The organism is Paenibacillus sp. LjRoot153, from assembly GCF_964253085.1.
In the GTDB taxonomy this organism is placed as follows: domain Bacteria; phylum Bacillota; class Bacilli; order Paenibacillales; family NBRC-103111; genus Paenibacillus_E.
Genome location: NZ_CAXUQH020000001.1, coordinates 5,393,134 through 5,417,630 on the forward strand (window position 1 = coordinate 5,393,134; position 24,497 = coordinate 5,417,630).

General features: G+C 43.2%; 18 protein-coding genes. 3 read left to right on the top strand and 15 right to left on the bottom strand.

Annotated features, from left to right (window positions below; translation table 11 throughout):
• Positions 1 to 89 precede the first annotated feature (89 nt).
• The 13 genes from ACSQ8P_RS23475 to ACSQ8P_RS23535 form a co-directional block, all read right to left on the bottom strand.
• Positions 90 to 1,517, bottom strand: a complete 1,428-nt coding sequence (locus ACSQ8P_RS23475) for a hypothetical protein (protein ID WP_436237391.1) — start codon at positions 1,515 to 1,517, stop codon at positions 90 to 92.
• 13 nt (positions 1,518 to 1,530) lie between these two features.
• Entirely contained in the window at positions 1,531 to 2,652 is a 1,122-nt protein-coding gene (locus tag ACSQ8P_RS23480) for a glycoside hydrolase family 88 protein (RefSeq protein ID WP_436237392.1), read from the bottom strand.
• Positions 2,653 to 2,676: 24 nt separating this feature from the next.
• On the bottom strand, positions 2,677 to 3,591 hold the full coding sequence (locus tag ACSQ8P_RS23485) for an aldo/keto reductase (RefSeq protein WP_436237393.1): 915 nt from the start codon (positions 3,589 to 3,591) through the stop codon (positions 2,677 to 2,679).
• Positions 3,592 to 3,613: 22 nt separating this feature from the next.
• Positions 3,614 to 4,591: a Gfo/Idh/MocA family protein gene (locus ACSQ8P_RS23490; RefSeq protein ID WP_436237394.1), complete on the bottom strand. Its 978-nt coding sequence runs from the start codon at positions 4,589 to 4,591 to the stop codon at positions 3,614 to 3,616.
• A 219-nt stretch (positions 4,592 to 4,810) separates the two neighbouring features.
• A complete protein-coding gene (locus ACSQ8P_RS23495) occupies positions 4,811 to 9,517 on the bottom strand; it encodes an FIMAH domain-containing protein (RefSeq protein WP_436237395.1) in 4,707 nt (1,568 codons plus the stop codon).
• A gap of 29 nt (positions 9,518 to 9,546) precedes the next feature.
• The gene (locus ACSQ8P_RS23500) at positions 9,547 to 11,415 is read right to left on the bottom strand and encodes a heparinase II/III domain-containing protein (RefSeq protein ID WP_436237396.1); all 1,869 of its coding nucleotides are present in this window, start codon (positions 11,413 to 11,415) and stop codon (positions 9,547 to 9,549) included.
• A gap of 105 nt (positions 11,416 to 11,520) precedes the next feature.
• Positions 11,521 to 13,035, bottom strand: coding sequence for an ABC transporter substrate-binding protein (locus tag ACSQ8P_RS23505; RefSeq protein ID WP_436237397.1), 1,515 nt, complete (start codon positions 13,033 to 13,035; stop codon positions 11,521 to 11,523).
• 91 nt (positions 13,036 to 13,126) lie between these two features.
• Positions 13,127 to 14,017, bottom strand: coding sequence for a carbohydrate ABC transporter permease (locus ACSQ8P_RS23510; RefSeq protein ID WP_436237398.1), 891 nt, complete (start codon positions 14,015 to 14,017; stop codon positions 13,127 to 13,129).
• A 14-nt stretch (positions 14,018 to 14,031) separates the two neighbouring features.
• Complete coding sequence (locus ACSQ8P_RS23515) at positions 14,032 to 14,946, bottom strand: ABC transporter permease (protein WP_436237399.1); 915 nt, start codon at positions 14,944 to 14,946, stop codon at positions 14,032 to 14,034.
• Positions 14,947 to 15,144: 198 nt separating this feature from the next.
• A complete protein-coding gene (locus tag ACSQ8P_RS23520; RefSeq protein ID WP_436237400.1) occupies positions 15,145 to 17,451 on the bottom strand; it encodes a helix-turn-helix transcriptional regulator in 2,307 nt (768 codons plus the stop codon).
• 285 nt (positions 17,452 to 17,736) lie between these two features.
• A complete protein-coding gene (locus ACSQ8P_RS23525) occupies positions 17,737 to 17,943 on the bottom strand; it encodes a hypothetical protein (RefSeq protein ID WP_436237401.1) in 207 nt (68 codons plus the stop codon).
• Between the two features lie 276 nt (positions 17,944 to 18,219).
• A complete protein-coding gene (locus ACSQ8P_RS23530; protein WP_436237402.1) occupies positions 18,220 to 18,543 on the bottom strand; it encodes a MocE family 2Fe-2S type ferredoxin in 324 nt (107 codons plus the stop codon).
• A complete protein-coding gene (locus ACSQ8P_RS23535) occupies positions 18,530 to 19,636 on the bottom strand; it encodes a fatty acid desaturase (protein ID WP_436237403.1) in 1,107 nt (368 codons plus the stop codon). Before ACSQ8P_RS23535 ends, ACSQ8P_RS23530 begins: the two co-directional genes overlap by 14 nt.
• Before the next feature lie 257 nt (positions 19,637 to 19,893).
• Between ACSQ8P_RS23535 and ACSQ8P_RS23540 the strand changes: the two genes are divergently transcribed.
• Positions 19,894 to 20,673: an AraC family transcriptional regulator gene (locus ACSQ8P_RS23540; RefSeq protein WP_436239587.1), complete on the top strand. Its 780-nt coding sequence runs from the start codon at positions 19,894 to 19,896 to the stop codon at positions 20,671 to 20,673.
• 131 nt (positions 20,674 to 20,804) lie between these two features.
• Positions 20,805 to 21,023 (top strand): hypothetical protein, encoded by a 219-nt coding sequence (locus tag ACSQ8P_RS23545; protein ID WP_436237404.1) that lies wholly within the window; start codon positions 20,805 to 20,807, stop codon positions 21,021 to 21,023.
• Between the two features lie 316 nt (positions 21,024 to 21,339).
• Here the strand turns inward: ACSQ8P_RS23545 and ACSQ8P_RS23550 are convergent, their stop codons facing one another.
• Positions 21,340 to 21,474 (bottom strand): hypothetical protein, encoded by a 135-nt coding sequence (locus tag ACSQ8P_RS23550; RefSeq protein ID WP_436237405.1) that lies wholly within the window; start codon positions 21,472 to 21,474, stop codon positions 21,340 to 21,342.
• Positions 21,475 to 21,714: 240 nt separating this feature from the next.
• Between ACSQ8P_RS23550 and ACSQ8P_RS23555 the strand changes: the two genes are divergently transcribed.
• Positions 21,715 to 23,151, top strand: coding sequence for a PLP-dependent aminotransferase family protein (locus ACSQ8P_RS23555; RefSeq protein ID WP_436237406.1), 1,437 nt, complete (start codon positions 21,715 to 21,717; stop codon positions 23,149 to 23,151).
• A gap of 175 nt (positions 23,152 to 23,326) precedes the next feature.
• Here ACSQ8P_RS23555 and ACSQ8P_RS23560 read toward each other — a convergent pair whose 3' ends face one another.
• Positions 23,327 to 24,478, bottom strand: coding sequence for a glycoside hydrolase family 88 protein (locus ACSQ8P_RS23560; RefSeq protein WP_436237407.1), 1,152 nt, complete (start codon positions 24,476 to 24,478; stop codon positions 23,327 to 23,329).
• Positions 24,479 to 24,497: the final 19 nt, after the last annotated feature.

Consider the following 24,497-nt stretch of genomic DNA (forward strand, 5'->3'; position numbering starts at 1 on the left):
CCAAGTCGGTATTTGCCGTTTTGAACAAAAGTAAGCAGATTCATTGCAATAATCCTCCCCAATATGTTCCATAGATGCTTGATTCGTTCTTATTCCCACAAGCCCAAGTAGGGCAGTTCAGCAATGCTGGTAATATCTATGTTTTGAGCTGTCCGCTCATCGGCTTTTAAATAGATGCCATCGTCGGTTTTGACAAATACAGGCTGGTTCGGAAACAAAAAATGGTTAGGAAGCGCACGCTCTCCACCTACCCAGCCGGTATCTCGCCCAAATATAGCTTCGTCCTTGCGGCCGATCAGCTTATGGACATCCTGCCAGTAATAATCATTAATGGCCCAATGTTCACCTTCTTCGACCCATATACACTGATCTCCCAGTAACACGGATATGCGCTGATGAGGCACCAACAGATTCGAGCTCATATTCGCTCCGAGTCCGTGGCGATGCAGCAAATAATAAAAATCATGCGCATGCCAAGCCGAGCTAGGTGAAATATCAGCTTCATTTTGCCAACCGGTTGCTGATGCAAAATAACCTCTTGGCGACTGATAGGAAGCATAAGTTGCGTCACATTCCGTCAAGAAATACGCCAACTCTTCATCCCACTTATGCTCTAAAAAGCGAGCGACACCGTATAAGGACATGCCCATTCCAGCTATGAGCATCGGTCCGTTCATTTTGGTCCACTCGGATCCTCGACGCAGCCACATGCGATGCATACGTTTCTGCTCATTCCGATCGATCCAGGCTGACCGGGCCAAATGTCGGCATAGATTGCCAGCGTGATGCAGATATTCAGGTTTGTTGAACATTTCATAAGCCAACACCAACGGAGCGATCATTAATCCATAGTATTCCGCGGGCTCAACCATGCTCGTATCACCTAAATAGCGGAATGTGGCTTCACAGTCCAAATCCGGAATGCCTTTTATATGAAAGTTTTCGATCATAAAGTTCAAATCGTCTTGGATCCCATTTCGCCAAGGCGAATCAGGAAACAAATGCTGATACAACAACTTTCCCCACAGACGGCAATATTCTTGATTGCTGATGTTTCTTGTTTTTTTGAACGGATAGATTTCGTCGCAAGCCTGCAGATTGCGAAGCATCGACTGCCGAATGTTTGCCATGGATTCCAAGGGCAGCCACGAGCGGCCATGAAGTGCCGTCAATCCCAAAGCGACGTTCGGCATCATGTTATGAATTAAACCTTGATTGAGCATCTCCCCGACCTGAAATCCGATATGTTTGTACTGCCCATCCTCTTGAAATCGAGTCGTTTGAAACTCAATCATCTGAAGGACATGTTCTTTTAATCTCGTGCTATGCTCTTCTGCTACTATTCGGCTTAGAGCAGCCATCAATGGACTTGCCCATGTGCTGTGCCCACTTGTAAAATCCGCCCACCGATATGGATTGGATCCCCACACGGAATGATTATGAAAGCCATGAATGGCTCCGTCTTTCTGAACCCAAGACATCAGCCAATTGCCGAGTGCATGAATGTTCGGTTTCATGTCATGTTCCTCCTTACCAGAACAGCTCTGTACGTCCACGCAGCTTGGCTATCGCTTCGGCATAATAGTAATCGCCATATATAATCGGAACATTAACATAGGCTCTTTTCGGAAAATTTGCAGTTGCCATTGTCAAAATGCCCTCATCGTCTTCACCCCAAGAGGTGTATTGCTCTGTGAGTACCAACAAAATACGCTTCGCTGCCTCACTGTACATATGTGCCTCCGATTCAGGAACAGCACGACTGATTTCTAACAATCCAGTGGCTGCACAGGCCGCTGCTGATGTATCATAGGCCGTTTCCGGCTCAACCGGTGCTCGAAAATCCCAATATGGTGCAGCGTCTGCCGGCATATTGGCGATATAAAAATGCGCGACGCGCTTGGCCGCATCCAAATATCTTTGATGCCCCGTATATTTGTAGCTGAGCGCCATACCGTACAGCGCCCATGACGTGCCGCGAGCCCAAGCCGAATCCGGCGAGTATCCTTGTCCGCCTCTAGCTTCAATTCGCTCGCCTGTCTCAGGATCGAAGATGACGATATGGTGCGAGGAACCGTCAGGTCGGATAAACTCACGAAGCACGGTATCTGCATGTGCCACTGCGATATGACGGAAGCGCGGATCATTAGTAGTTTCACTCGCCCAGTAGAGCAGAGGCAAATTCAGGAGGCAATCGATAATTGCCCATCCTTGTTGATTCTCACCGTTCCATGCGCGAATGAATTGGCCTTTAAGATTGAAACGGCCCGCAAGATGGCTCGCTGCCATCAGCCCGCGGATTTTGGAAGCTTCCGTGCCTAGCAGCTTATATTGCGCCACAGACGTCAAACTCCACATAAAGCCGACGTCATGATGAAGCTTTTCGTACCCTAACAGCGTTTCGTCCATCTGGTTCTCAACCGACACCGCGATATCACGAAAATCTGTATGTTCGTTTTCTTTGTAGATCAGCCACAGCAAACCTGGCCAAAATCCATTGGTCCACCAATCATTCGATTCCGAGTTATAGGTGCCATTCACGGAGGCATATGGAAATGAATCTCCGATCCGTTTGCTTGTTCGTTCAACTTTCGCAACGATCTTTCCCCACACTTCCTGGGCCCATGCTTCATTAACGACGCCTGTTGTCATGTTCTTTTCCTCCCACATAATCTGCTATAACAATCGCTGTCCAGGGAACAGCGCAAATACTTTCTCAAGTTCCTGATCCGACAATCCAACACCGTCACAATAGTTTGTATTCGCCTGCAACGAACGGATCGAAGTCGTTCCCGTTAACGTAATCGCAATTTCCGGACAAGTTAAGCTAAAGCGCATCGCCGGCTCTACAAGACCTTTCGGCTCGGTTTTTCGCAGAAATTGCAGCTGCTCCATCCTTCGGTTCGATTCTTCAAGCAAGGTATGATTTTGTTGTAAAAAGGGGGCAGGTTGATCCGCCAATATACCCATAGCCAGCGGACTGCCATGAATGACGCCGATATTTTTTTCCTTAGCGAGCGGAAGCAGTTCATCTTTGGCTGTATAATCAACCAACGTATACTTCGCATAGGTCTGGATGGTATCGACCAAATCCTCCTTGAGAAACGGTATCAATAATTCAAGCTTCCCCGCGTTAACGCCGATGGCTCTTACCTTGCCCTGTTCCTTCAGCTTTAGAAAAGCTGGAATCGTCTCGTTCACCGCTTGTTCGTAGCTCGTTTGCTCCAATTCATGGAGCTGAATGAGATCGATATAATCCGTCTGAAGTCTTTGTAAGCTTTCTTCTACGGATTGAATGGTGTTCTCATACGAATATGGCGTACCTCTCATCACAGCCTTCGTGGCCAAAATGACTTGATCGCGCTTCCCTTTCAGCGCCTGTCCGATTCTGCGTTCGCTTTCTCCTCTGCCATATAACGGAGCTGTATCGATAAAATTAATGCCCAAATCCAAGGCAGCGTCAATGACACTCGTCACAACCTCATCCGTTGTCTCGCCAAAGTCACCGCCGAGCGGAGCGCCGCCCAAACCAATTTTTGAAACTCGAAATCCTGTTTTTCCTAGAATCGTATATTCCACTTGGATCTTCATCCCTTCATGAAAAAGTACACTGCTAAATATCGACCTTATTCCCTGTCCGCACTGATTCCAACGATGCTTGAATCATCCGAATAACGGGTTGAAACGATGAAATATCTAAGTCAGACTTTCGTCCTTGTTTACATGCATTTATAAATTCATTCACAATGCCCTCACGCAATTCAAAGCCATAGGTATCATCTGGTGCGATCTTCTCTTCTTCCCCGTCACGGTTGATGAAGACCAGGCCATCGCTGCGCAATTGCAAACTTCCCTCCGACCCGTCAAGTTGGAATTCGCCAAGCCATGATGTTGCCGCGCCGTGCGCTGCCCATGAAGCGTAATAATTCAAGTTTAGTCCTTCGTTACTCTGTGCAAGGAGAGATACAACCGAAGGTGATTGCTCAATTGACCAAGATAGAAGCATGGAAGTCGCAAAGACTTGCTTAAATTGTTCGGCGCCGATCAGGTAATGAATCACACCGAGATGATGGTAGGTTAAATCCTCCAACATCACGTGCTCATACCCATTCATCCAACCTGCACGAATACTCGGCCTTTGGCATCGCCATACGATTTGTTCCAAATTGCCGAGCCTGCCGCTTAGTATGACTTGCTTCGTTTGCTCAACATATTTATCGAATCTGTACGATTCTCCGATGGCGATTTGTCTGCCTGTCGAACGGGAGAGCGAAACCATAGTCGCCCCGTCTTCCCAGGACTGCGGTCTGAATTTCTCAAGATATATATCGCATCCGCTATCCAGTACTGTTCGGATTGTCTCCATACAAGTTTTGGCAGAAGGAGGCGTCACCATCGTGACTAGATCAGGCTTTAGCAAGCGAAGCGCGCCGCGTATATCCTCGAACTGAGGCAGATCGGCACAATGCTCAGTCGCTTCCCCATATCTGTTGCTAACTCCGGCAACCTGAACATCTGGGCGAGAAACCCAATGTGAAAGCCAGTGATTGTTCAAGCCTATACAAAAGACCCGAAGCCGTTTTTGCTCCATACGGTCTCCCCTCCTCAAAAAATATACGTATAAGATGCCTTCATTATCATCTTTATGAAGCTCATCAACTACTGTAATTAATGAAAAACACTCTACTTTTTATGCATACAATTCGGAAAACACTGTGCTTTTGGTCAAAATGCAAAAACCGGATAGGAGTTCCGACTCCTATCCGGTTTGCATTCTGCTGCCATATTCATAACATGTGTGCATAAGTTATTATCTGGACCAAGCTGCGATTATAGCCTTCGCATCAGTAGTCAAAACTTGCTTTACATAAGCTGAAATCTCATCAGGTTTCACTTTTTCAAGAACCTTCAGAACATCTTGCATATGCTTAATCGCTTGATCCATATGTCCTTTGCTGTATTGCTCAAGAGACTGACTGAATTTGTTTGTGATTTGCGCTTCCAACGACCCGTCTACTTCCCCAGTGGCCATAAATCTTTCCATCAATTCCTGCATCGAACTTTCGTTGGCCGCAACTTTAACGTTAATCTCGGATATCGTCACATTGCCAGCCTGATCCGTCGCAACTGCTTGAATGAAATGGATACCTAGTTGACCTGCCCAGTTCAATGTATGTTGATCCGTGGATGCCACGACGCCATCTATGAGAATGGTTTGTGCGGCTAATCCAGACAATTGATCTTCCGATTGAACGAGCAGGGTTAACAATTGGCTGTCTAAGAAAGCAGCACCGCCCACTAGAGGACTCCCATTCATGGTAATTACCATTGTTGGTGCTGCTTTATCTACATTCACTGTAATCGTCTTGGACGCTTCAACATTTCCAGCGCGATCTATCGACCGATACTGCAGCTCATAGATACCATCGTTAAGTAAGAGCGGAGAGGTATACGGCACGAATCCATTAGTTGATTGCAAGCCGTAAACGCTTTGCATTACGTTCAATGCATATTCCGTGGACGCTACCCCGACATTATCATCTTGAGATTGAAGCGTTATCGTCACATCCGAAGTAAACCAGTCTTCTGTGCCTTTCGATCCATCCAAATCAGCTTGTGTTGACGGTGGCGTGCCATCTGGCGTTCCCATTACTTCATTGGAATTACGACTTTGTCCCGCTGAGTTGTAGGCAATGATTGCGAAATAATACGTGGTTCCATTTTGAAGGCCCGCTATAGTCGTGCTGGAAACATGGCCTGCATCAACCGTTGACGTGTAAACGCCGCTTTCTGTTCCATATTTGACTTTATATCCGATCGCTCCGGAAGTGCTGCTCCAATTCAAGGTAAGCTTTCCGTTTCCAGCTTCGATATGACTCTGCGTCGGTGCTGCTGGGAGATCCATAATGGAAATATCATCGTAATACGCCGTAACCGTATTCCCTGACCACTGATCGCCAATGACTATACGATTAAAGTTCGCAGCCCCTGTTAGAGAAGCAATCTTAACATTGTCGATGTACATATCCACTTTGGTGCCAGATGTATAGTCCCACTTGAATTCATGCCATCCGGTTGTTCTAGTTACACCTGTAGCCATGTGAGTACCGCCGGTACGATATACGTATTTCGTTGCTGAAGTGGGCGTATTGACCCCGATACCCCGTACGGTAACACTATCGTCGACAAAAGCTACGTTCTGCATGGTAGTTGCTGAAGCGGTGTCATAGAACCACATGGAGACTACCTTGTTAAATGGCGTATCGTAGGTTTGATAAATGGTATCCATATCTTCATTAATGATGTAACTGCTTGTACCGGAATGAACTTGTGCTGTGCTGAGCGATGGCGTACCTTTACCAGGCATTGACACCCAATTACTCAATCCATTCTCAAAACTATCAAATGGCTGCATCGTCTGGAACGGGTCTGTCGATAGCTTATAAGGAACATAAATGGTGACTTCTACAGAATTCGCGCTCAATGCACCAGTAGATGAATGGGACTTCATGATATAATAATAGGATTTTCCAAGCTCAACAATTGTTGAATCACTACAAGAAAGTGTTGTTACCTCACTGCACACAATCGTCGTATAAGGTCCATCTTTAATGTCTGAACGGTACACATCGTAGCTTACAGCATTCGAAACAACTGGCCATGTGAAATTAGCTGCTGTTCCATTATAAGAACCAGAGAATGGAGCCGGAACTGGAACTTTCTCAGCCACCCCGAAACCATCTACAAAAGCAAAGTAATTGCCGGTTGCCTTACTTGCATATATGGTAGCGCTTGTATTCGTAGGTCCAGTAGTAAACTCAATGCTCTTCGCCCTTGTTGTGCTGTTGAACGTCTTATCCGTTATCGTTGTAGTCGTCTCCGTACCTCCAAAATCTTTAACTCCAACTATCGCTTGATCCACATTAGCAGTCGTATTGGATAATCTGAAGTTATCCAGGTAGATTTCGTTTGCATTGGAGAATACCAAATAAACATCGTGTACCCCTGAAACTGATGTTGTTATCGGTGTATCTGTTTTATTGTAATTCCAAGCGCCATTGTTGATGACGTCACTCGTTGAATTTATCGTATAAGTGGCAATCGACGGGTTTGTAGGAAGATCAAGTTTAACATCGATCTTACCGCCGGTTACTCTGCTTACTGCACCGAAGTTGATGCTGTTGTATAAACTTGTTCCAAAGTCGATACTGTTATATTTAACCCATGCGCCTGCCGTGTTACCACAAAGACAGTTTTCTCCTCTGAAAGGGGTTTGGCCAAATGTTCCTGAGCTAGCATGATAGTCTTCTGCTTGAAATACCGTTCCCTGTATGATTCCCCAAGCATTTACTGTATAGGTCGTATTAGGTTTAAGACCATTTACCGTCTGTTGTATGGTGTCTCCAGCTTTAAGCCGAACAGCATGATTCTGAAATCTAACCATGCTTGACGCTTTATAATCCCATGCATTTCCTTTAAAAATGGACGGAGTTCCTGCAGTAATTGACCATTCTTCAAAATTGCCTCTTTCAAAGCCCGCATTTTTCAATTGGTTTTTATATGGAATATTAGGATTTAGATAAAAAGTAGGATTAGGAGGATCGGCAAAGTCATGCCCTACTTTCCATGGAGCTGCTCCAGTTTCTACTGCACCTATTTCAGGTTTATTTCCCACATAACCATCCGTTATTCCTGGAATTACTACACCTTGATCTAAGCCTGTAGAAGTACTCTTCAAGGTATACGCTGATGGAAGTGTTGGCGTTGGATTAGTTACACTATAAGGAGCCGTCCAATGTGTAGTACCAGCACTAATGATATTTTTGTCTTTCGTCATATCATTATTATTTGCTCCGCCCCCAAATGCACCACTTACTATGTTATTTGTAAATTTCGACCCTAGTGAATCACAGACATCAAAGTTATTGCAGAACTGGCCTATAGGACCTTGGATTGAATTGTTATAAAACAATTGATATTCATTAGGAACATTGATCAGCATGCCATTAGCACTTGTATTATAAGTAATGTTGTCATAAAAAATAACGTTATGTACCGAGTTATCCGGATAAATACCGTGGGACCCTCCGGCACCAATGATATCATGTACTACGTTATGGTGTACTTCCGTGTTTTCCATATCCACATTTACAACATAGAATGCGCCACCATCTTTAGATAGCTTCATACCTTGGCTTATATCGTTATATTGAACCACAGATCTGGAAAAAGAGCCGCCTACAAGCCCACGGCCTGACATCGTAAGAGTATTATGACTGACAAGATGGTTATATCCATTTAGTTTTACAGCATCAGCATAACTATGTAAGAAATCGACATTATGAATGTAATTGTTAATGATACTATTATCATGTCCATCAACTAGAATACCGGGACCGTACATATTTTTAATTTCGCTGTCCCGAATCGTATTGTGATGGCCGCTCAAATTCAAACCGAGAGTTAACCCATTAAGGTCAGTCACTCCAACAGGTAAGTTATAGTCAACCGCATCTACCACCGTTTTTTTCACCATATTATAACTGGAGTCTGTAAAATTAAGATTTGCTGCTCTAATCTTAATTCCTTCGATGGTCATATTGGACTTTCCTGTTAAGTCAAATGCATAGTCTCTTTTTCTACCTTCAACCGTCATTGTGCTAGGATCTACATTGCCAGGCGCAATGAAATAAACTTTACCATTCGCTACATCCTTGTACCATTCTGTTTCAGCATCCAATACAGCCTTATTTCTTGAAATAAAATAATAGGAAGTATTGTCAGGATTGTAACCTGTAGATAGGATCGGCCAGTTAATCGTGAGCGCCGGGCTTGGAGTTGTCGTATTTCCTGTTATGGCTGCTGTATAGCTCGCATAACCATTTCCAGTTCGAACCCAAAGCATTGCTCCGCTATTCAATGTACCCGCAGGAAATTTAGAACCTAATCCTGGTGAGTCAACAAGCGTAGAGGGTGACCCAAAAGTGAATGTTTTCACCGTATTATATTTTGTTCTGTCCAATAGCTGTGAAACGGCAATATCCGGAAATGATGCTTCCTTCATCAGGACTTCATTAGCAAAAATAATATTTCCGGCGCCATTATACATATCCCAGTTCATATCTGCTACATAGATCTTTTTCCCCGTAGCCAATGTAGTATCCAATGACCAACCTGTAAGCAAGTCAGCACCTGATACAGTTACACTTTCATTATTGTAGTTTTTAATAGTAACACCGGAGTTAGCTGGAGAAACCTTTTCTCTGTATACACCTGCACGTACATAGACAGTATCTCCTGATTGAGCCACAGATGCCGCAGCCTGGATGGTCTTGAATGCGGCTCCAATAGTCAAACCGTTATTAGCATCATTACCATTCGTATCATCAACGTAGTAGCTTACTGCCGTCGATGCAAAAGTTGTGGAAGGAATCGATAAAACTGGTGTGCAAATCACTAGCAACGCTAAAACCAGGGCAATCCATTTGTATGTCTTATTGGCACTTGTTTGTAGCATTCTAATACCTCCCATCAAATGTATAAACGCTACCCACGTTGATTCGTAACTTCAAACCGGAAATGACTCTCCATGACTGTACTAACGCTTGTGCGATTTAACATCATTCGATAGTACTTACTTTCTACCAAATAATGAGAAACCGCCGTTACTTCTTCTACCTCGATTAACCAATCGGTCGGGCTAAAGTGCATCTCCACCGTACCGATCGCGATCCGGCCCATTTCGATCTGCTTCGGTTCAACACCGCAGATGAACACTTCTTGGAAAGCCGATGGCATTTCACGAAATGCCGCCTTATCCCTAATGATCAGCTGAGAGGCCTCATCGCTTGGGCGACGCCACAGAAACTCACGCGTAAGCGATTGCAAGGTCGGACAAGTGTAGGCTTCGGTCAAATCGAGTTCGAAGCGTACCTCATCGTCCGTTATTTCATGCTGCAGTAACTGTGACTTGTACTGCTTTCCGAAACCTTGACGATGGCCGTCAACAATGGGCAGGGAATGCCCATGCGAGCCTGCATGAATCGTTTCGTAGCGATGCTCTGGCTGAAAATATTGCTTCGTATAGACACCGATTCCTACATCTGCAAGCACGTTTACTCCGTCAACATGCAGGATAAAGTGCCCCAAATCGTTATGGTTATGCGGCTCTTCGTTGTATCCTCCTTTTGCTGCAAAAGCTGCAATTCGTCCATCCGGCTGAAGCACCTTGGAAATGACCCACTGGTTTCCAGTGAAAACCCTCTCCAGAACGCGATCTTGCTGCTCCGAAGACTGCAACACTTCACTATCCTGCCGATCTGGTGACCAAAGCATCAATCGCGTCGCTTCCAGCCATGAAACCGGAATGACGTTCATCCGATATTCTTCTGGTGGAAGTTGCAAGGATGGGAAGTATTCACACAGCCGCTGCATCAACCCAGTATGAAAACGAGCTTCATCCGGGGCATCCGAGAAATTAACAACCTTTCCGCTTGTCAGTAAGCAGAATTGCGGGAATTGAGCAATCTTCCCGACTTTTTGCTCATCAAGCAGCCTAATTTGTCCGCCTGTTCGCTCTTTCAGCAATTCTGCAAAATAAACGAGGTGCGAGAATCCGAATGACCAGTAAACAGGTCCTTCTGGCGTCGCTCCTTGCTCATCAAAGCCTGATAAGTATTGGCGCAATACATGTATGACACGCCAGAGCATGCCGCCAAGCTTCTCGCTGTCGTCAATCAAATAAATAGCCGCTGCACCGATGCTGGATGCGCAAACGGCAGGCCAGTTATTCGTCTTCAACTCCCAGTTCTGCGGAGTCGGATCATTAAAATAGACTTGGAAAATTCGACGCTCAATTTCCGCTTTCGCGCGCTCAACTACCCAAGGGTGCAATCGCGGTCCAACCTTATGCAAGATTTCGGCTAGCGCAAAGCCGGATACAGCCGCATCCAAATCCACTGTTTCGCGAGGTGCGAGCGGTTGATCCCAAATGCCGTTCGGATATTCATTCACATACAAACCAACATGTGCGGGTAGTACCCACGTATATTCATTGCAAATAGCCCAAATTGTATTTTCTAGCCCTTTCTTCCATTCAGGACGCTCATCTGTCATCGCCAGAAGACCGAAAACGTGCAACCCTGAAAAAAGCTGAGTTCGTTTCGTTTGATAAGTTGCTCTATCACCCGTTTCGCCAAATAAAAGAAAATCGGAAAACGGCGGCGAACATAGGGGCTGCTCGGTTAAGCAAACCGCTTCGTTTTCAAGCTTCTCCCAAAACTCCTTGTACTGTTCATCGCTTCGAATTCGCGTCCATCGCTCAGATGAAGTGATTTCAGGAAAAAGCGCAGTGGTTTCAGGCTTCGTTTGTTCCAAAGCATTCTTCAATTGCCGAAGTGTTAACGTTGATAACATTATTTCCCACCCCTTACTCATCTCCAAAACTAAAATCATGCTTACAGCAGCAAGCTCTTCACTTCTATCGCTGTAAGCATGATTTTCACTTTTTAAAGCTTTTAATTACTTCGTTTTTTTCCACTCATCAAGTTGTTTCTGCGCTTCTGCGATGACTTTGTCAACACCAGCTGCTTTCAACTTGTCTTGGAATTCTTTCAGTTTGTCGCTTGCTGCCATAGTACCTGTTTCAAGACCTGGTCTGTATTGGTCAAGTACAGTCGCAATGTTAGCAATTTCCGCTGTAACTGCTGTATTCGCAAACTTGAAGCCCATAAGCGGTGATGGTTTAGCTGTTTCGTTTTCTTTTTGCGTATTAGCTACAACGTTAGGATCTGTACCTTCAACTAACAAACCGTTGAACGTGTTACCGAATACCCAACTTGCGTTTGGAACGTAACCCGCTTCTTTGTTAATTTTGATCGTGTTATCTGCATTTTTCGTATAGTGCTTACCTTCAACGCCGAAGCTGATTGTGTTATACAGCTCTTTGTCCGTGTTCAGCAAATTAATGAACATCATTGCGCGCTCTGGGTTTTTGGACGTTTTGCTAATCGCTTGCATAGTTGTAATAATAGAACCAGTTCCTGCCCATACTTCAGTTGTCGGAATTGCAATTACATCATTTCCACCGTTTGCAGTCTTAAACTGAGTTTCAACGCCTGGCTTCAATACATTGTGAACTTGAACAACTGCGTTACCTGTTTTCTCAATGTCCGCTTTGTTTTTCAATGTAGCGGCACTATCGTTGATATAGCCTTTATCGTGCCAGCTTTTCGCCAAATCTAAATATTGTGCGTATTGAGGCGTATCATACAGATTAATAACTTTGTCTGGATTTTTCAGATCAACACCAATTACGCTAGCAATTGATTCTAATCCGTAACCGCGGAACATATTACCAAATCTACCTACACGATCCATCAAGAACGGAACAACGTCTTTGGACTCGCCTGCTTTTACTTTTGCCAAGAACGGCTCAAGATCTTCAATCTTTTTGATGGAGTTAACGTCTAGATTGTATTTATCCGCATATTTCTTTTGGATTAAAAAGCCTTGTTTGTTTGTTACGGTTTGATAGTTTGGAATACCATACACTTTGCCACCGATTTTTGTAGCATCCCACACGAACTGCGGCATGGATTTACCCAATGTTGGCGCATATTTTGCCATCAAATCATCAAGTGGAATGAAAGCACCTTTAGATTGGTTGGTTACATAGTCCCAGTTCCAGTTAGATACCCAAGCGATGTCGTAGTTCTCACCAGAAGCAGTCGTTGTATTCATTTTTTGAACATAGTCAGCAAATGTTTGTGGTTGTAATTTAACTGTTGCATTGATTTTCGCCTTCGTGATTTTATTGACAGCTTCCTGCACACTTGCCATATCTTGCGGAATCGCGCTTAATGGGTAATTCCAAATCAATTCTACTGGCGCTAGTTGCTCTACCTTGGTAGTTGCAGCCGCACTAGCCGCTGGACTTGCAGTAGAAGTGCTTTCGGATCCTTTGCTGCCGCATGCTGACAATAGAACAGCAATACTCACTACGCCCGTTAACACCTTAAACATTTCCTTTTTCATACAATTACCCCCTGCGATAATTTGATATGTTGCCTATATATCAACTGCAGCAGCTTATTGAGGCGCTGCAGTTTGATAGCGAATGACTTACCTAACCTTTGATGGAGCCCACTGTGAGGCCGCTTATGAAAAATCTTTGGAACATCGGGAAAATAAACATCATCGGTCCCGCTGCAAGCACAGCCATGGCCATTCTTGCCGATAAGCTCGGGAAGTCCGCTAGATTAAAGTCGACATTCACCGTTGCGAGGTTGTTCGATAAAAATTCAATGGTGCTCATAACGCGATAAAGCAGCAATTGAAGAGGAATCAGCTTCTGGTTATCGATAAACAATAAGCCAAGCCACCAGTCGTTCCAATATTGGAATGAAATGAACAGACCAATCGTGACAAGTGCTGGAATGGATAATGGAAGCACCATCGTGAAAAATATGCGCCACTCATTCGCACCGTCGATTTTCGCCGACTCGAAAATTTCGAGTGGAAGCTTATCCAAGAAACCTTTCATAACGAGAACAAAGAACGGGCTCAGCAAGTACGGAACGATCAGCGCCCAAATGGTATCCTTTAAGTGCAAATACTGCGATATCAGAATGTAGAACGGGACTAGTCCGCCACCGAATAACGTTGTAAAGAATACGTAAAGCGTCATGATTTTGCGGTAGCGATAATCGCGTCGCGACATCGTATAAGCTGTCAAAGTTGTGAAGAGCAAACCAACAATTGTCCCTACAATGGTTACGAATACAGTAACCCCATAGGCACGAATCAGCGCATCAGGTGCATTCAGGATAATTTCATAAGCTTTCGTGCTGTAAACCTTCGGAAATAAATGATAGCCATCTGTTAGAAGCGATTTTTCATCCGTAAACGAAATGGATATGACCAGAACAAGGGGTACTATAAGTGCCAAAGACAATATGCAGAATAACACATTAATAAAATTGCCTGTCCAGTTCACTTTGTTGCTTTCCGTTTGCATGCATACTTACCTCCTTACCAAAGCGCATTGTCTGAGTTAATTTTTTTGATAATCCAGTTGGACAACAGCACAAGTATGAATCCAACAACAGACTGATAGAGTCCGATTGCGGTAGACATTCCGACATCTCCTACAACTCGCAGCGACCGGTATACAAACGTATCGATGACATCGGTTGCATTATAAAGGAAGCTTGTGTCGTTCGGAATAAAGTAGAACAATCCGAAGTCAGCGCGGAAAATATTACCGATAGCAACGATTAGTAAAATCACGATAAGCGGTGTCAGGAGCGGTATTGTAATCTTGCGAATCATTTGCCATTTGGAAGCGCCGTCAATTTTGGCAGCTTCATAATAACTGGAGTCAATGGAAAGAATACCAGCATAGTAGATCAGTGTTGAGAAGCCTACGCCTTTCCATATTTGTGTCAGAATGATAATAAACGGCCAGTACTTTGCTTGTTCATACCATTTAATGGGTTGATCACCAAGTGACTGAAGTATGACGTTCATGAACCCGTTTTTATGATCCAGAAACCCGAAGACGATATACCCGACAACAACCCAAGATAAGAAATAAGGTAGAAACAAGGTCGTCTGGTGAAGCTTAATCCATTTTCGCGGGATTTCATTTAACAAAATAGCAAATGTTAAGGCAAACACTAAAGTTAGTAAGATAAAACTCATGTTATAAAGTATCGTGTTGCGTGTGACTGTGAAAGCGTTGTCGGATTTAAAAAAGAATTCAAAGTTTTTTAACCCGATCCATTCACTTCCCCATATCCCCAAATCGTATCGATATTGTTTAAATGCAATAACGAGACCGAGCATAGGCAAATAATTGAAAATCAATTTATACAGGATTGCCGGTAATGACATAAAGAACAATTCCTGATTTCGTCTGAAGTGCTTCCACTCCCTTTTCAGCATTTGTCTCCCCCCTTGTGATGTGTTCAACCTCTGTCATATGCCCTTATTATTGGGGGAAAACCGCACAAATAACTACTGTAATAATCAAAAAACACTCCACTTTCGTCCCGCACAATCGCTAAAACACTGTATTTTCAACTAAAAAGGGCAAAAAGAAAAGCTTCTAGGTACTTCCGTACCCAGAGAGCCCTATAAAGCCTACTCTTGAACAACTGTTTTAAAGCGATATTCTTTCGGCGTAATCCCGAATTTCTTTTTGAATAGCTTGAAGAAGTAGCTCTCATTGTTATAGCCGACCATTTCCATGATACGCGTGATGCTGTAATCTTTGGTTTCAAGCAATTGGAGTGCTTTGCCCAAGCGAACATCATTAATATACTCACTAATGGACACCGATTCATGCAGTCTGAATTGCTTGCTTACATGGGCCGAAGATAGTTTCATGGCAGATGCGATGCTTTGCATGCTTAGATTCAAATCCTTATACTGCTCTTCAATCATTTCTTTAATAGTATCCGTTAATATTTGATTCGATTGTTCTTTGACATCTTGCGTTCGCTGCTTCTGAATGGCTTTGAATATGTCAAGGAATACGTGATATATAGGCTCTAACGTTTCTTGCTTCATGGTGATCTGAACATGTCGTTTAAAGTCCAAGCTGACTTGTCTTACGGTTCGACTGTTCATTTCACGCACGATATTTTCCACCAACGCAAGCAAGTGAAGAATGGCATACATGATATTGTTATAATGCATAACTTTCATATGTTGGAACAATTGATCCAAATGTTCCTGAAAATCTTTCTCATGTCCAGACTTTATGGCTTCGGTTATTTTCTTCTCTGCATCAATGGGAAATTGGAACGTAATATTATCATTATTGTGTCTCACGAGATCCGGTGTAATGACAGTACCTTTACCGAAAATCATTCGGTAGTTAGCATTATCCAACACATGGCCGTATTGCTGTGAAATTTGCTGATAACGGTCAACTTCTTCTCCAATTGAAACCGTAATCGAGAGACTGTAGTATTGAAGAATAGTTTGCTGCAGCTCTTTTAACGTGTGTGTCACGGTTGTCGTGCCCTCAGTATGAAACATGTTTCCATCACTAATGAGTAAGACAAAGTGATCATAGCCCATTGGGACAACTTCGCAGTTAACACTTTTCGAAATAAGCTCCTTGGTAATATTTGCGATCGCAAATTTATACATTCTCTTCTCGCCATCACTCGTTTTCGATTCAAATCCAGCAAAATCATCAATCAGCAGTACACAAACACGCAGCCCTTGATTAAAATCCATATCCCAATTAACTTGTTGCATTTCTTCCTGGGTAGGCAGACTCGCATCGGAAATCAGTCTCCGCAACGCGTAAGTCTTCTGCGCATCCCTGTTCGTATGCTCCTCTGATTCATGCTTCACTAATTGATGCATCGCATCTTGATAAGCAGTCGATATGACTTTCAACTCATCCAATTCGGACTTGTCGCCCGTCTCTTTCCGGCGGATCCCCGTCACTTGAGTTAATAAATTTTCAATTGGACGATACAAGCGGTAAGCGATCAACAGCGAACCTGCGATAGATAGAATTAAGAATACAATGATGATCGCAAAAGAAATCACTCGCATTTTGCTTAGTTTGCCCCATACAATTTTGTAAGGCTGATCACTCGCAATGACCCAATCGCTTTTGCTGGATGACATAAAGCTTAGAATGGCCTTAGCATCTCCCGAGCCGTGTACGAGATAGTCCTGTGTTATGCCAGCGCTAACTTTTTCTCGGATGATGGATTCTATTGTCTCTGTAGAAGCAATATTATCCTGCTGCCCAGCCATAAGTGGGATGCCTGATTTATCTGTAATAAAAATAGAACCGCCAATTCCTTCAGACGTTTTATTCATATTCGCTAAGTTATCAAACAACCAGGACGGCTTGATTGTAACGACCAGCTTACTCTCAGAGGCATTGTCATACATGAACATCGCCAAAGATGGAAATGGCATTTTATCCGAATATAAAGGAACAAAGGTAAGAACGGGTATATTCTTATGCGAATGGATAAACTGATCAATGACACCATTCATACCGTCATCCTGGCAATTCAAACTGCTCAAAGTTGAATAATAACAACTTGTTTTGGCATTATAGATCGTTATATTTTGCAAAAAAGATGAGTTTGATACCGTTTTCTCCAACCTGTTTAATTTCTGTGCAAGTTCGCCCATATTCATCACATTAATATTTGACAGATAGATGACATCAGGGTCAAAAAAGGTGGAAACCGCAATGTTTTTAACCGTATCATGCATATAGTCAATATTGTATTTGATTTGCGAAAGCACCTTTAAATCCGCTTGCTGCTGCATTTGCAACATCGCTTTATCAGAGTTGTAGAACAGAAGCGTCGTGCTGACAGATAGAAACACAACCATGAGCACCGTGATCGAAAGCAACAGCTTTAGCAAGTATTTTCTTGATTTGTATAAACGAATAATATTCATTTAGGCCCACCTTTTCTAGGAAGCTCTGTATCGACTAGGCGTAAATCATTATAAAATTTTTAATAAGAATATTAATGTATTTGAAATATTTTAAGCATTTACATACGTGCCCATCCTATTATTAAGTCTAATTCAAGTGAATTGCTACTGTAAATATTGAAAAACACTATATTTTTTCCAAATTAATGACTGAAAAATAAAAAAAATACAAGTTCTAAGACTTGTACCTGCGACTTATCATCTTGATTAACTTTCTGACTTATGCCTGCGCTGATCTGTTTTAGTTTAATTGTAATTGCTTTTGTAATCCTCTGCAGTAGCTTTCGGATTTCCGTTATCTTCGATGATCCGGATCTCGTCGACCTCGTCCTTTTCTCGCCAACCTCTAAGCTTGGAGAACCCAGCGGCGACCGCTTCGATCTTGTTTCTAGCTCTCACGGTAAAGCCGTGAACAATACCCCTGACAGTTAACTCAATCGTATACAGTTTCATGATGCTTCACGTCCTCGATGTTCTTGTTTTTTACTTTAACGTCGAAGTTACTTCACCCACTTGGTTGATAGGAGCTACTTTCGTGAATTATACCACCATTTAGTTGTCAAAATTGATGAAATGTTAAGATTATAGAATTATAATTAGCGCACTTTAAAATAACCTTGACCGATCGTAACGACAACTTCGTTGAAAAAAAGAACACGAAATAGCCCCTTCACGCAATATGCAAAATCTTTAGCAATTATTTTTGATAACTCTGCTTCTCCCTTTTGTTTATTCGATATTGATGTACACGTACCCAGACTCCATTTTTAATAAATAGGTTTTCAAATTCACACAAACCGGAACACGTTTTGCTTGACCTGTCGTATAATCGAAGCGTCCATTATGCTTCGGGCATTCGATCGTCTTTCCAATTACCAGCCCACCGGACAAATGAACCTTCCCATGTGTGCAAAAACCTTCAGTAGCGAAATATTCACCGTCATCTGAACGATAAATCGCGTACGTTCGCTCACCGTAATCAAATCGAATGACATCTTCTTCGTCAATGTCCTCAGCAGCGCATACCGGGATCCATTGTTCAGAGCGAAACATAAGGTGCACCCCCTTTTGAAACTTCCGGGTGATTAAAAGCTTGGTTGTGCATCTTCTTTTCAGCAAACTCGCGGTATCTAGGGACGATATAAGTTGAATCCTTCCTCTCGCGCCAGAGAGCGATAAAGGTCTCGCGAACGGCTGAAGGGAAGCTCGAGGCGGCTGCCGGGCAGTCTTGCTTGATTTCCGCATGCAGCTTAGGCAAATTATAATAGGGAACCATAGGAAACATATGGTGCTCCATATGGTAATTCATATTTAAATACAAAAAACGCAGGAATGGGTTCGTGTAGAATGTTCGAGCACATAACCGATGATCGGTCATGTCTTCGTAAAGTCCCATGTGTTGTGTAGATACAAGCAGTGTATTGAAATAAAATCCGTAAAATGCGGGCAAACCCACAAACAAGAGAGGCAATATATTTCCGAGATAAAAGCTTAACGCAATCACGCCACCGTAAAACAGCAGAAACAGTCGCGCTTCCCAAAATAGCTTACGCTGCTGACTTTCCGGTATCAATTCCAACTCCATCGCATTCAATTTGCCGAACGACTGTCTGAACAGCCTCGTAACAAGCTGATGAAAATGTGTCACACGGAAAAAGGTTCGTAAGAGACGACGAATCATCGGTGGACGTGGTTCCATAATTTCGGGATCGCTGCCTACAATAATCGTATCTGTATGGTGTCGGGTATGCGTCCAACGAAAATACGTCGCTGGTTCTAAGATTAGCAATGCGCAAAACTGATAAATGGCCTCGTTAACCCATCCTGTTCGAAACGGTGTCCCGTGGCTGTATTCGTGCCATCTCGATACAGCAGATACTGAATAGATGACGCCATAGATGGCAAATGCGGGAATCGCCCACCATGTTCCCCAGGTCCAATAGGCGATCCGCCCCATAACAGCCAGCAATGCGATCCAAAGTAAGATGTCCCGAAGAGCTGGACCGTTCCTTCGAGCCATGAGCTCTTTCATCCGTTTGCGTGGTACTGGACACTGATACCACTCCGCAGATACAAGCCCTTTATCTATCGCTTTTTGACGTTCTGGTCCTAGAATACTGTAATCTCGTTGCAGAGTCTCGTTCATTCCCAATCACTCCTGACAAGTTAATGATGTGAATCAAATACTCATAGCTATATTGTAAACGCTCTCAGAATACTTGACTTCCCAGATCGTATTAAATAGGATTGGATACATCAGAGTATTTTGTACAGGAGGTTGTTAAGAACATGTCCAGTAAACGCTCCGCGTTGTTATCTCGATGGGTTTATCCTCCAGAATCTGCACCTTTGCCTGAAAATATAAATTCAACATTCCCAAGACTCATTCCAGAATAGCATCAAATCGGTCACCAGAAATATGCAGAAGCCTATCAAATCCAAATGCACCAACATGATCAAGAATACGAATTCGTCTACGTACAGAACGGCAGCGTTACCTGGGAAGTGGATGGAGCGCTCTATCCGATTAGCGCGGGACAATGGTTCTATACGCGACCTGGCGAGCTCCACAAAGCAAGATACGGTTATATGGAGCCGAGCCAAATATGGTGGATTATTCTGAACGATCCTGAGAACGACCCCAATTGGTTCCGTCTGAGCATAGAGGAGCGAGAAATAGTCATCTCTCGTCTTCGCCAGCTTCCTCGATCATTTCATGCAGATCCCAGTACTCATGAGCAATTGGCTCGCCTTAAAACAACGATCACATCAGATAGTCAGGATACAATGTTATTCGCCCGTTATCAATTGCTGGACATCATACTAAGAATACTGCAACCCGTATCTAAAAAGATGATGGAGCCCGAATTCAAAGAAGTGATTATTCGTTCTGTTCAACATATTGTTCAATCTCCTGAGCAGCGATTTGCGGTTGCAGACATGGCGAAAGACGTCGGAGTAAGCGAGTCCCATTACTTCAAACTGTTTCATGAAATCTACGGTCAATCTCCTTCCTCTTACTTGGATCGTATACGTATGGAACGAGCTTGCATGTTGTTAAAGTCGGGAATTTCCGTAACAGAAACTTCTCTGGAGCTTGGATTTAAAACAAGTCAGCACTTCACCAGGGTTTTCAAGAAAATTATTGGAAGTTCGCCGAGCGAATGGCGAAAATTAGATTAGGTGATTACGGATAAAATGCTTCCATAAATAACATCTTAATTGGATGGATATATCGATTACTGATTGGATGGTTACATGACATTGAAGAACTGGTACTATGGTTCTGAAAAACATAAAGGAGTGAAACATATATGTCCTTATATCTTTACTATATTATTTTTGCCGCTATTTTAATTACCGGTGGAGTAGCAACAATAGCAATCGGACACTCTAATAAAAATAAAGAAGGTAATCCGGGATATGATCGCCAAACAAAAAGCATATTCGTTAATCTTTCTCTTTATTACGCTATTATCATCCCTTTAGGATTGTTAGCTTTAATCGTTTATATTGTTAAATTTGTTATGTGATAGGACAAATGAAAATTTGGGACAAGGAACCTTAGTTCAGTAAGTCACTGTACTAAGGTTCTTTATTTTTTTAGGCAGAAATAAAGAACAAAATAAATAGAGCAGAGTTCCCCCCCTGCTCAAATTCTTATTTTTTCATAACGGACTCTCAAAAATAACTTACTTCAATACAAATTCGTTTATTAGAAAGTAAAAGACCCCTGAAAAAATTGAAAGAAAGAATATAATTGTTAAGGAAAGAAGTCCATCCATTCTCTGCTCGTAATTGTTTCTATGTGAATTGTTCATTCTTATTCTCTCCTTTTTTTCCTTATTATCATATTATTCTGGCCTTTTTTAGTTCATTTTCACGTTCATCTTCACGGATAAGACGAGCCCCACCTATTGCAAGAATCAAAGGACTTGATACAAACGCAATACAAAGCATAATAAAAGATATCAAAGCTGTCATTGGTCCATCTCCTTCCCACAGTTTATAACTACAAGCGTAATATTAATAACTATCATAAATTTGAAGAGGACGAATGTAACCAACCAATTCATCAGTTTTTATGCCATCCACTAATGATGCAAACCATGTTCACAGAATGCTAACTGATAAAGTCGAAAACATCGGTTTTTTTTCGTAGAAAAGTGGTATTATAAATGTAAAATTTGTCTGGTTTGATTTAATATTCAAGGGGATTTTAAGATGTGGAAGCCTGAGCGCAATCATAAAAAAGCTCTATACGAGCAAATTGCCGACCATCTCGAGCAAAGAATTTCTTATGGGGAGTTTCCTCCGGGCAGTTTGCTGCCCTCCGAACGGAAACTTGCTGAACAATTTGATGTGAACCGCAGCACCGTTATTTCAGCATTCGCGGAACTGCGATCCATGGGGATTATCGAAAGCCGTACTGGTAGCGGAACTCGGGTAAGTACATCCAAATGGGGGGCCACTCCGAAACATACTCCAAACTGGAGTCGGTTTGCCGAAGGAGGAAGCTTTCTACCAAACCTGCCCTTTTTACGGAGAATCCGCGAAGCGCTAGCGCAAAATCCATCACTGATCGATTTTGCGAGCGGTGAACTATCGGCTGATCTAGCTCCCACAGATGAAATCGCTGCACTAATGAGTAAAAACGCATATACGTCCTATTTGGGTTACGATAACCCTCAAGGTTCAATGCCATTAAGAGAGGCTTTAGTCGATTATCTAAACAATTACCGCGGAATACGGACAACTGAATCCTCCATTCTTGTCACATCGGGCTCTCAGCAATCGTTATTTTTAATTACACAATGTCTTCTGTCTCCAGGTGACGCAGTTGCCATAGAAGATCCTTCCTACTGCTATTCGCTGCCCATGTTTCAATCAGCTGGCCTTCGCTTGTTCCGCCTACCCGTCGATAAGCATGGTGTACAGCCAGAAGATATTCGCACTTTATACAAAAAACACCGTATTAAGATGGTGTTCTTGAATCCGAATTATCAGAACCCAACTGGAGCGCTACTAAGTGAAGAAAGACGCAAACGTCTTCTTGATATCATTAGTGAATTGGGACTTCCTGTTGTGGAAGACGATCCATATAGCTTAACCTCCTATGATGGAATCCCTCCTTTGTCGCTCAAATCCATGGATACGACGGGTTCTGTTCTGTATATTGGCTCATTCTCCAAGATAGCAGCTTCAGGCTTACGTATAGGATGGATGGTAGCACCTCGTTCCATTGTGGAACGGCTAGCCGATGCTAGGCAACAGATGGATTTTGGATTAAGCATCATTCCACAGCAAGTTGCGGGACAATTTTTACAGTCAGATTATTTTGGTCCTCATTTGGAGCGTTTGCGCATTCAGCTTCAATTTAAACGTGATTTACTCATCGAATCTTTAGAAAAGGAACTTTCAGGTCTAATCGAGTACGTGGTGCCGGCAGGAGGCATTCATTTTTGGTGTAAATTGATTCCGAGTATTCCGGACGGTATATTGTTAGAAGAATCCATTAAGAAAGGAATCGTAATGGTACCTGGGAGTGTTTATGGTTCCGATTCGGGATATGTGCGATTTACATTCGCAAGGGCGAAGTCAGAGGAGATTGCATTGGGGATATCCAGATTTGCTGAGGCACTGCGTGGGCTGATTGAATGAAGATATAATAATGAATAGCCCCATCCTCAAATGAGAATAGGGTTATTTTTTATTTCAAACCTGTTCAAAGTAATCCGTCCAACCAATATCGTAGTGTTAGATTTTTTAACTGTCAACGATAAAAAAACGATTGTTGAACGTCAAAAGAAACCCTCATGTTTCTTCCCTTTCGCAATTAAAATATGTGCTTATTCCAGCCTCTCAATTTAGCTATCGCTTCAATGTAATAATAATCTCCATAAATCAACGATACGTTAATATTGGCCCCTAGCGGTTTGTGCCCTGTGCCTTGAAGCAAAATTGCTTGATGGTCTGGCTGATCCCAAGTGGAATAATTATGTGTCAGGGACCGCAGGATCTCCTTAGCCTTATTTATATACAGTTTGGATTGAGCTGCAGGCACATGTTTAGAAATATCGATTAGCCCGGAAGCCGCAAGTGCTGCAGCGGATGTGTCACGTGGTGCCTCCTCCCGGTCATCTACGCGGAAATCCCATAAAGGGATATTGTCTTCTTCCAAGTTGGCCATAAAGAAGTGAGCCACCCTCTTCGCCGCTTCCAAGAAGCGAATTTGGCCTGTAATGCGATACATGGCGGAAAATCCGTACAACGCCCAGCCAGTTCCCCGACTCCAAGCCGATCCTGCCGCGTAGCCTTGACCGCCAATTTCACGGATAAATTCGCCCGTTTCCGGATCAAAGCAGCAAATATGGCAGGAAGAACCGTCTTCGCGGATAAAATGTTGCAACGCCGTTTCGGCATGAGCCATGGCGATATGTTTAAACCGTGGATCCTTCAACTCTTCGGATGCCCAGAAAAGCAGCGGAAGGTTCATCATGCAGTCAATAATCGCCCATCCGGTATTCCCTTCATGCCATGCGCCTGGAATCGTGTTCCAAGCTCTAATGAAGTTGCCTGCGATATTAAACCGTCCTGCTAAAAAATTAGCCGCCTCAAGACCGATCCGTCTGGCATCGGCATCGCCAGTCAGCATATATTTAATGACGGCGGTCGGCAAAAACTGAAACCCTACGTCATGGTACAAATTCGACGGTTTCACGAAATGCTCTTCAATGGTCCGGTCCCAATGCCATGCCGCTTCCTTGTAATGCTCTTTACCGGTCATATCGTACATAATCCACAACATGCCGGGCCAGAAGCCCGATGTCCATGCATCGGTCGGATTATGGTCGTAAATCCCGTCGCCTCGGGCTACATGCGGGCTTTTATCCCCAATTTGCACGATCATGCGATCTACTTTCGTTTGCAAATCGCTCCAAAGCTTGTCAATGTCGAAACTCAAATTTTCTTTTAAAATTTGCTGCATATAGGCTCCCCCTGCACGT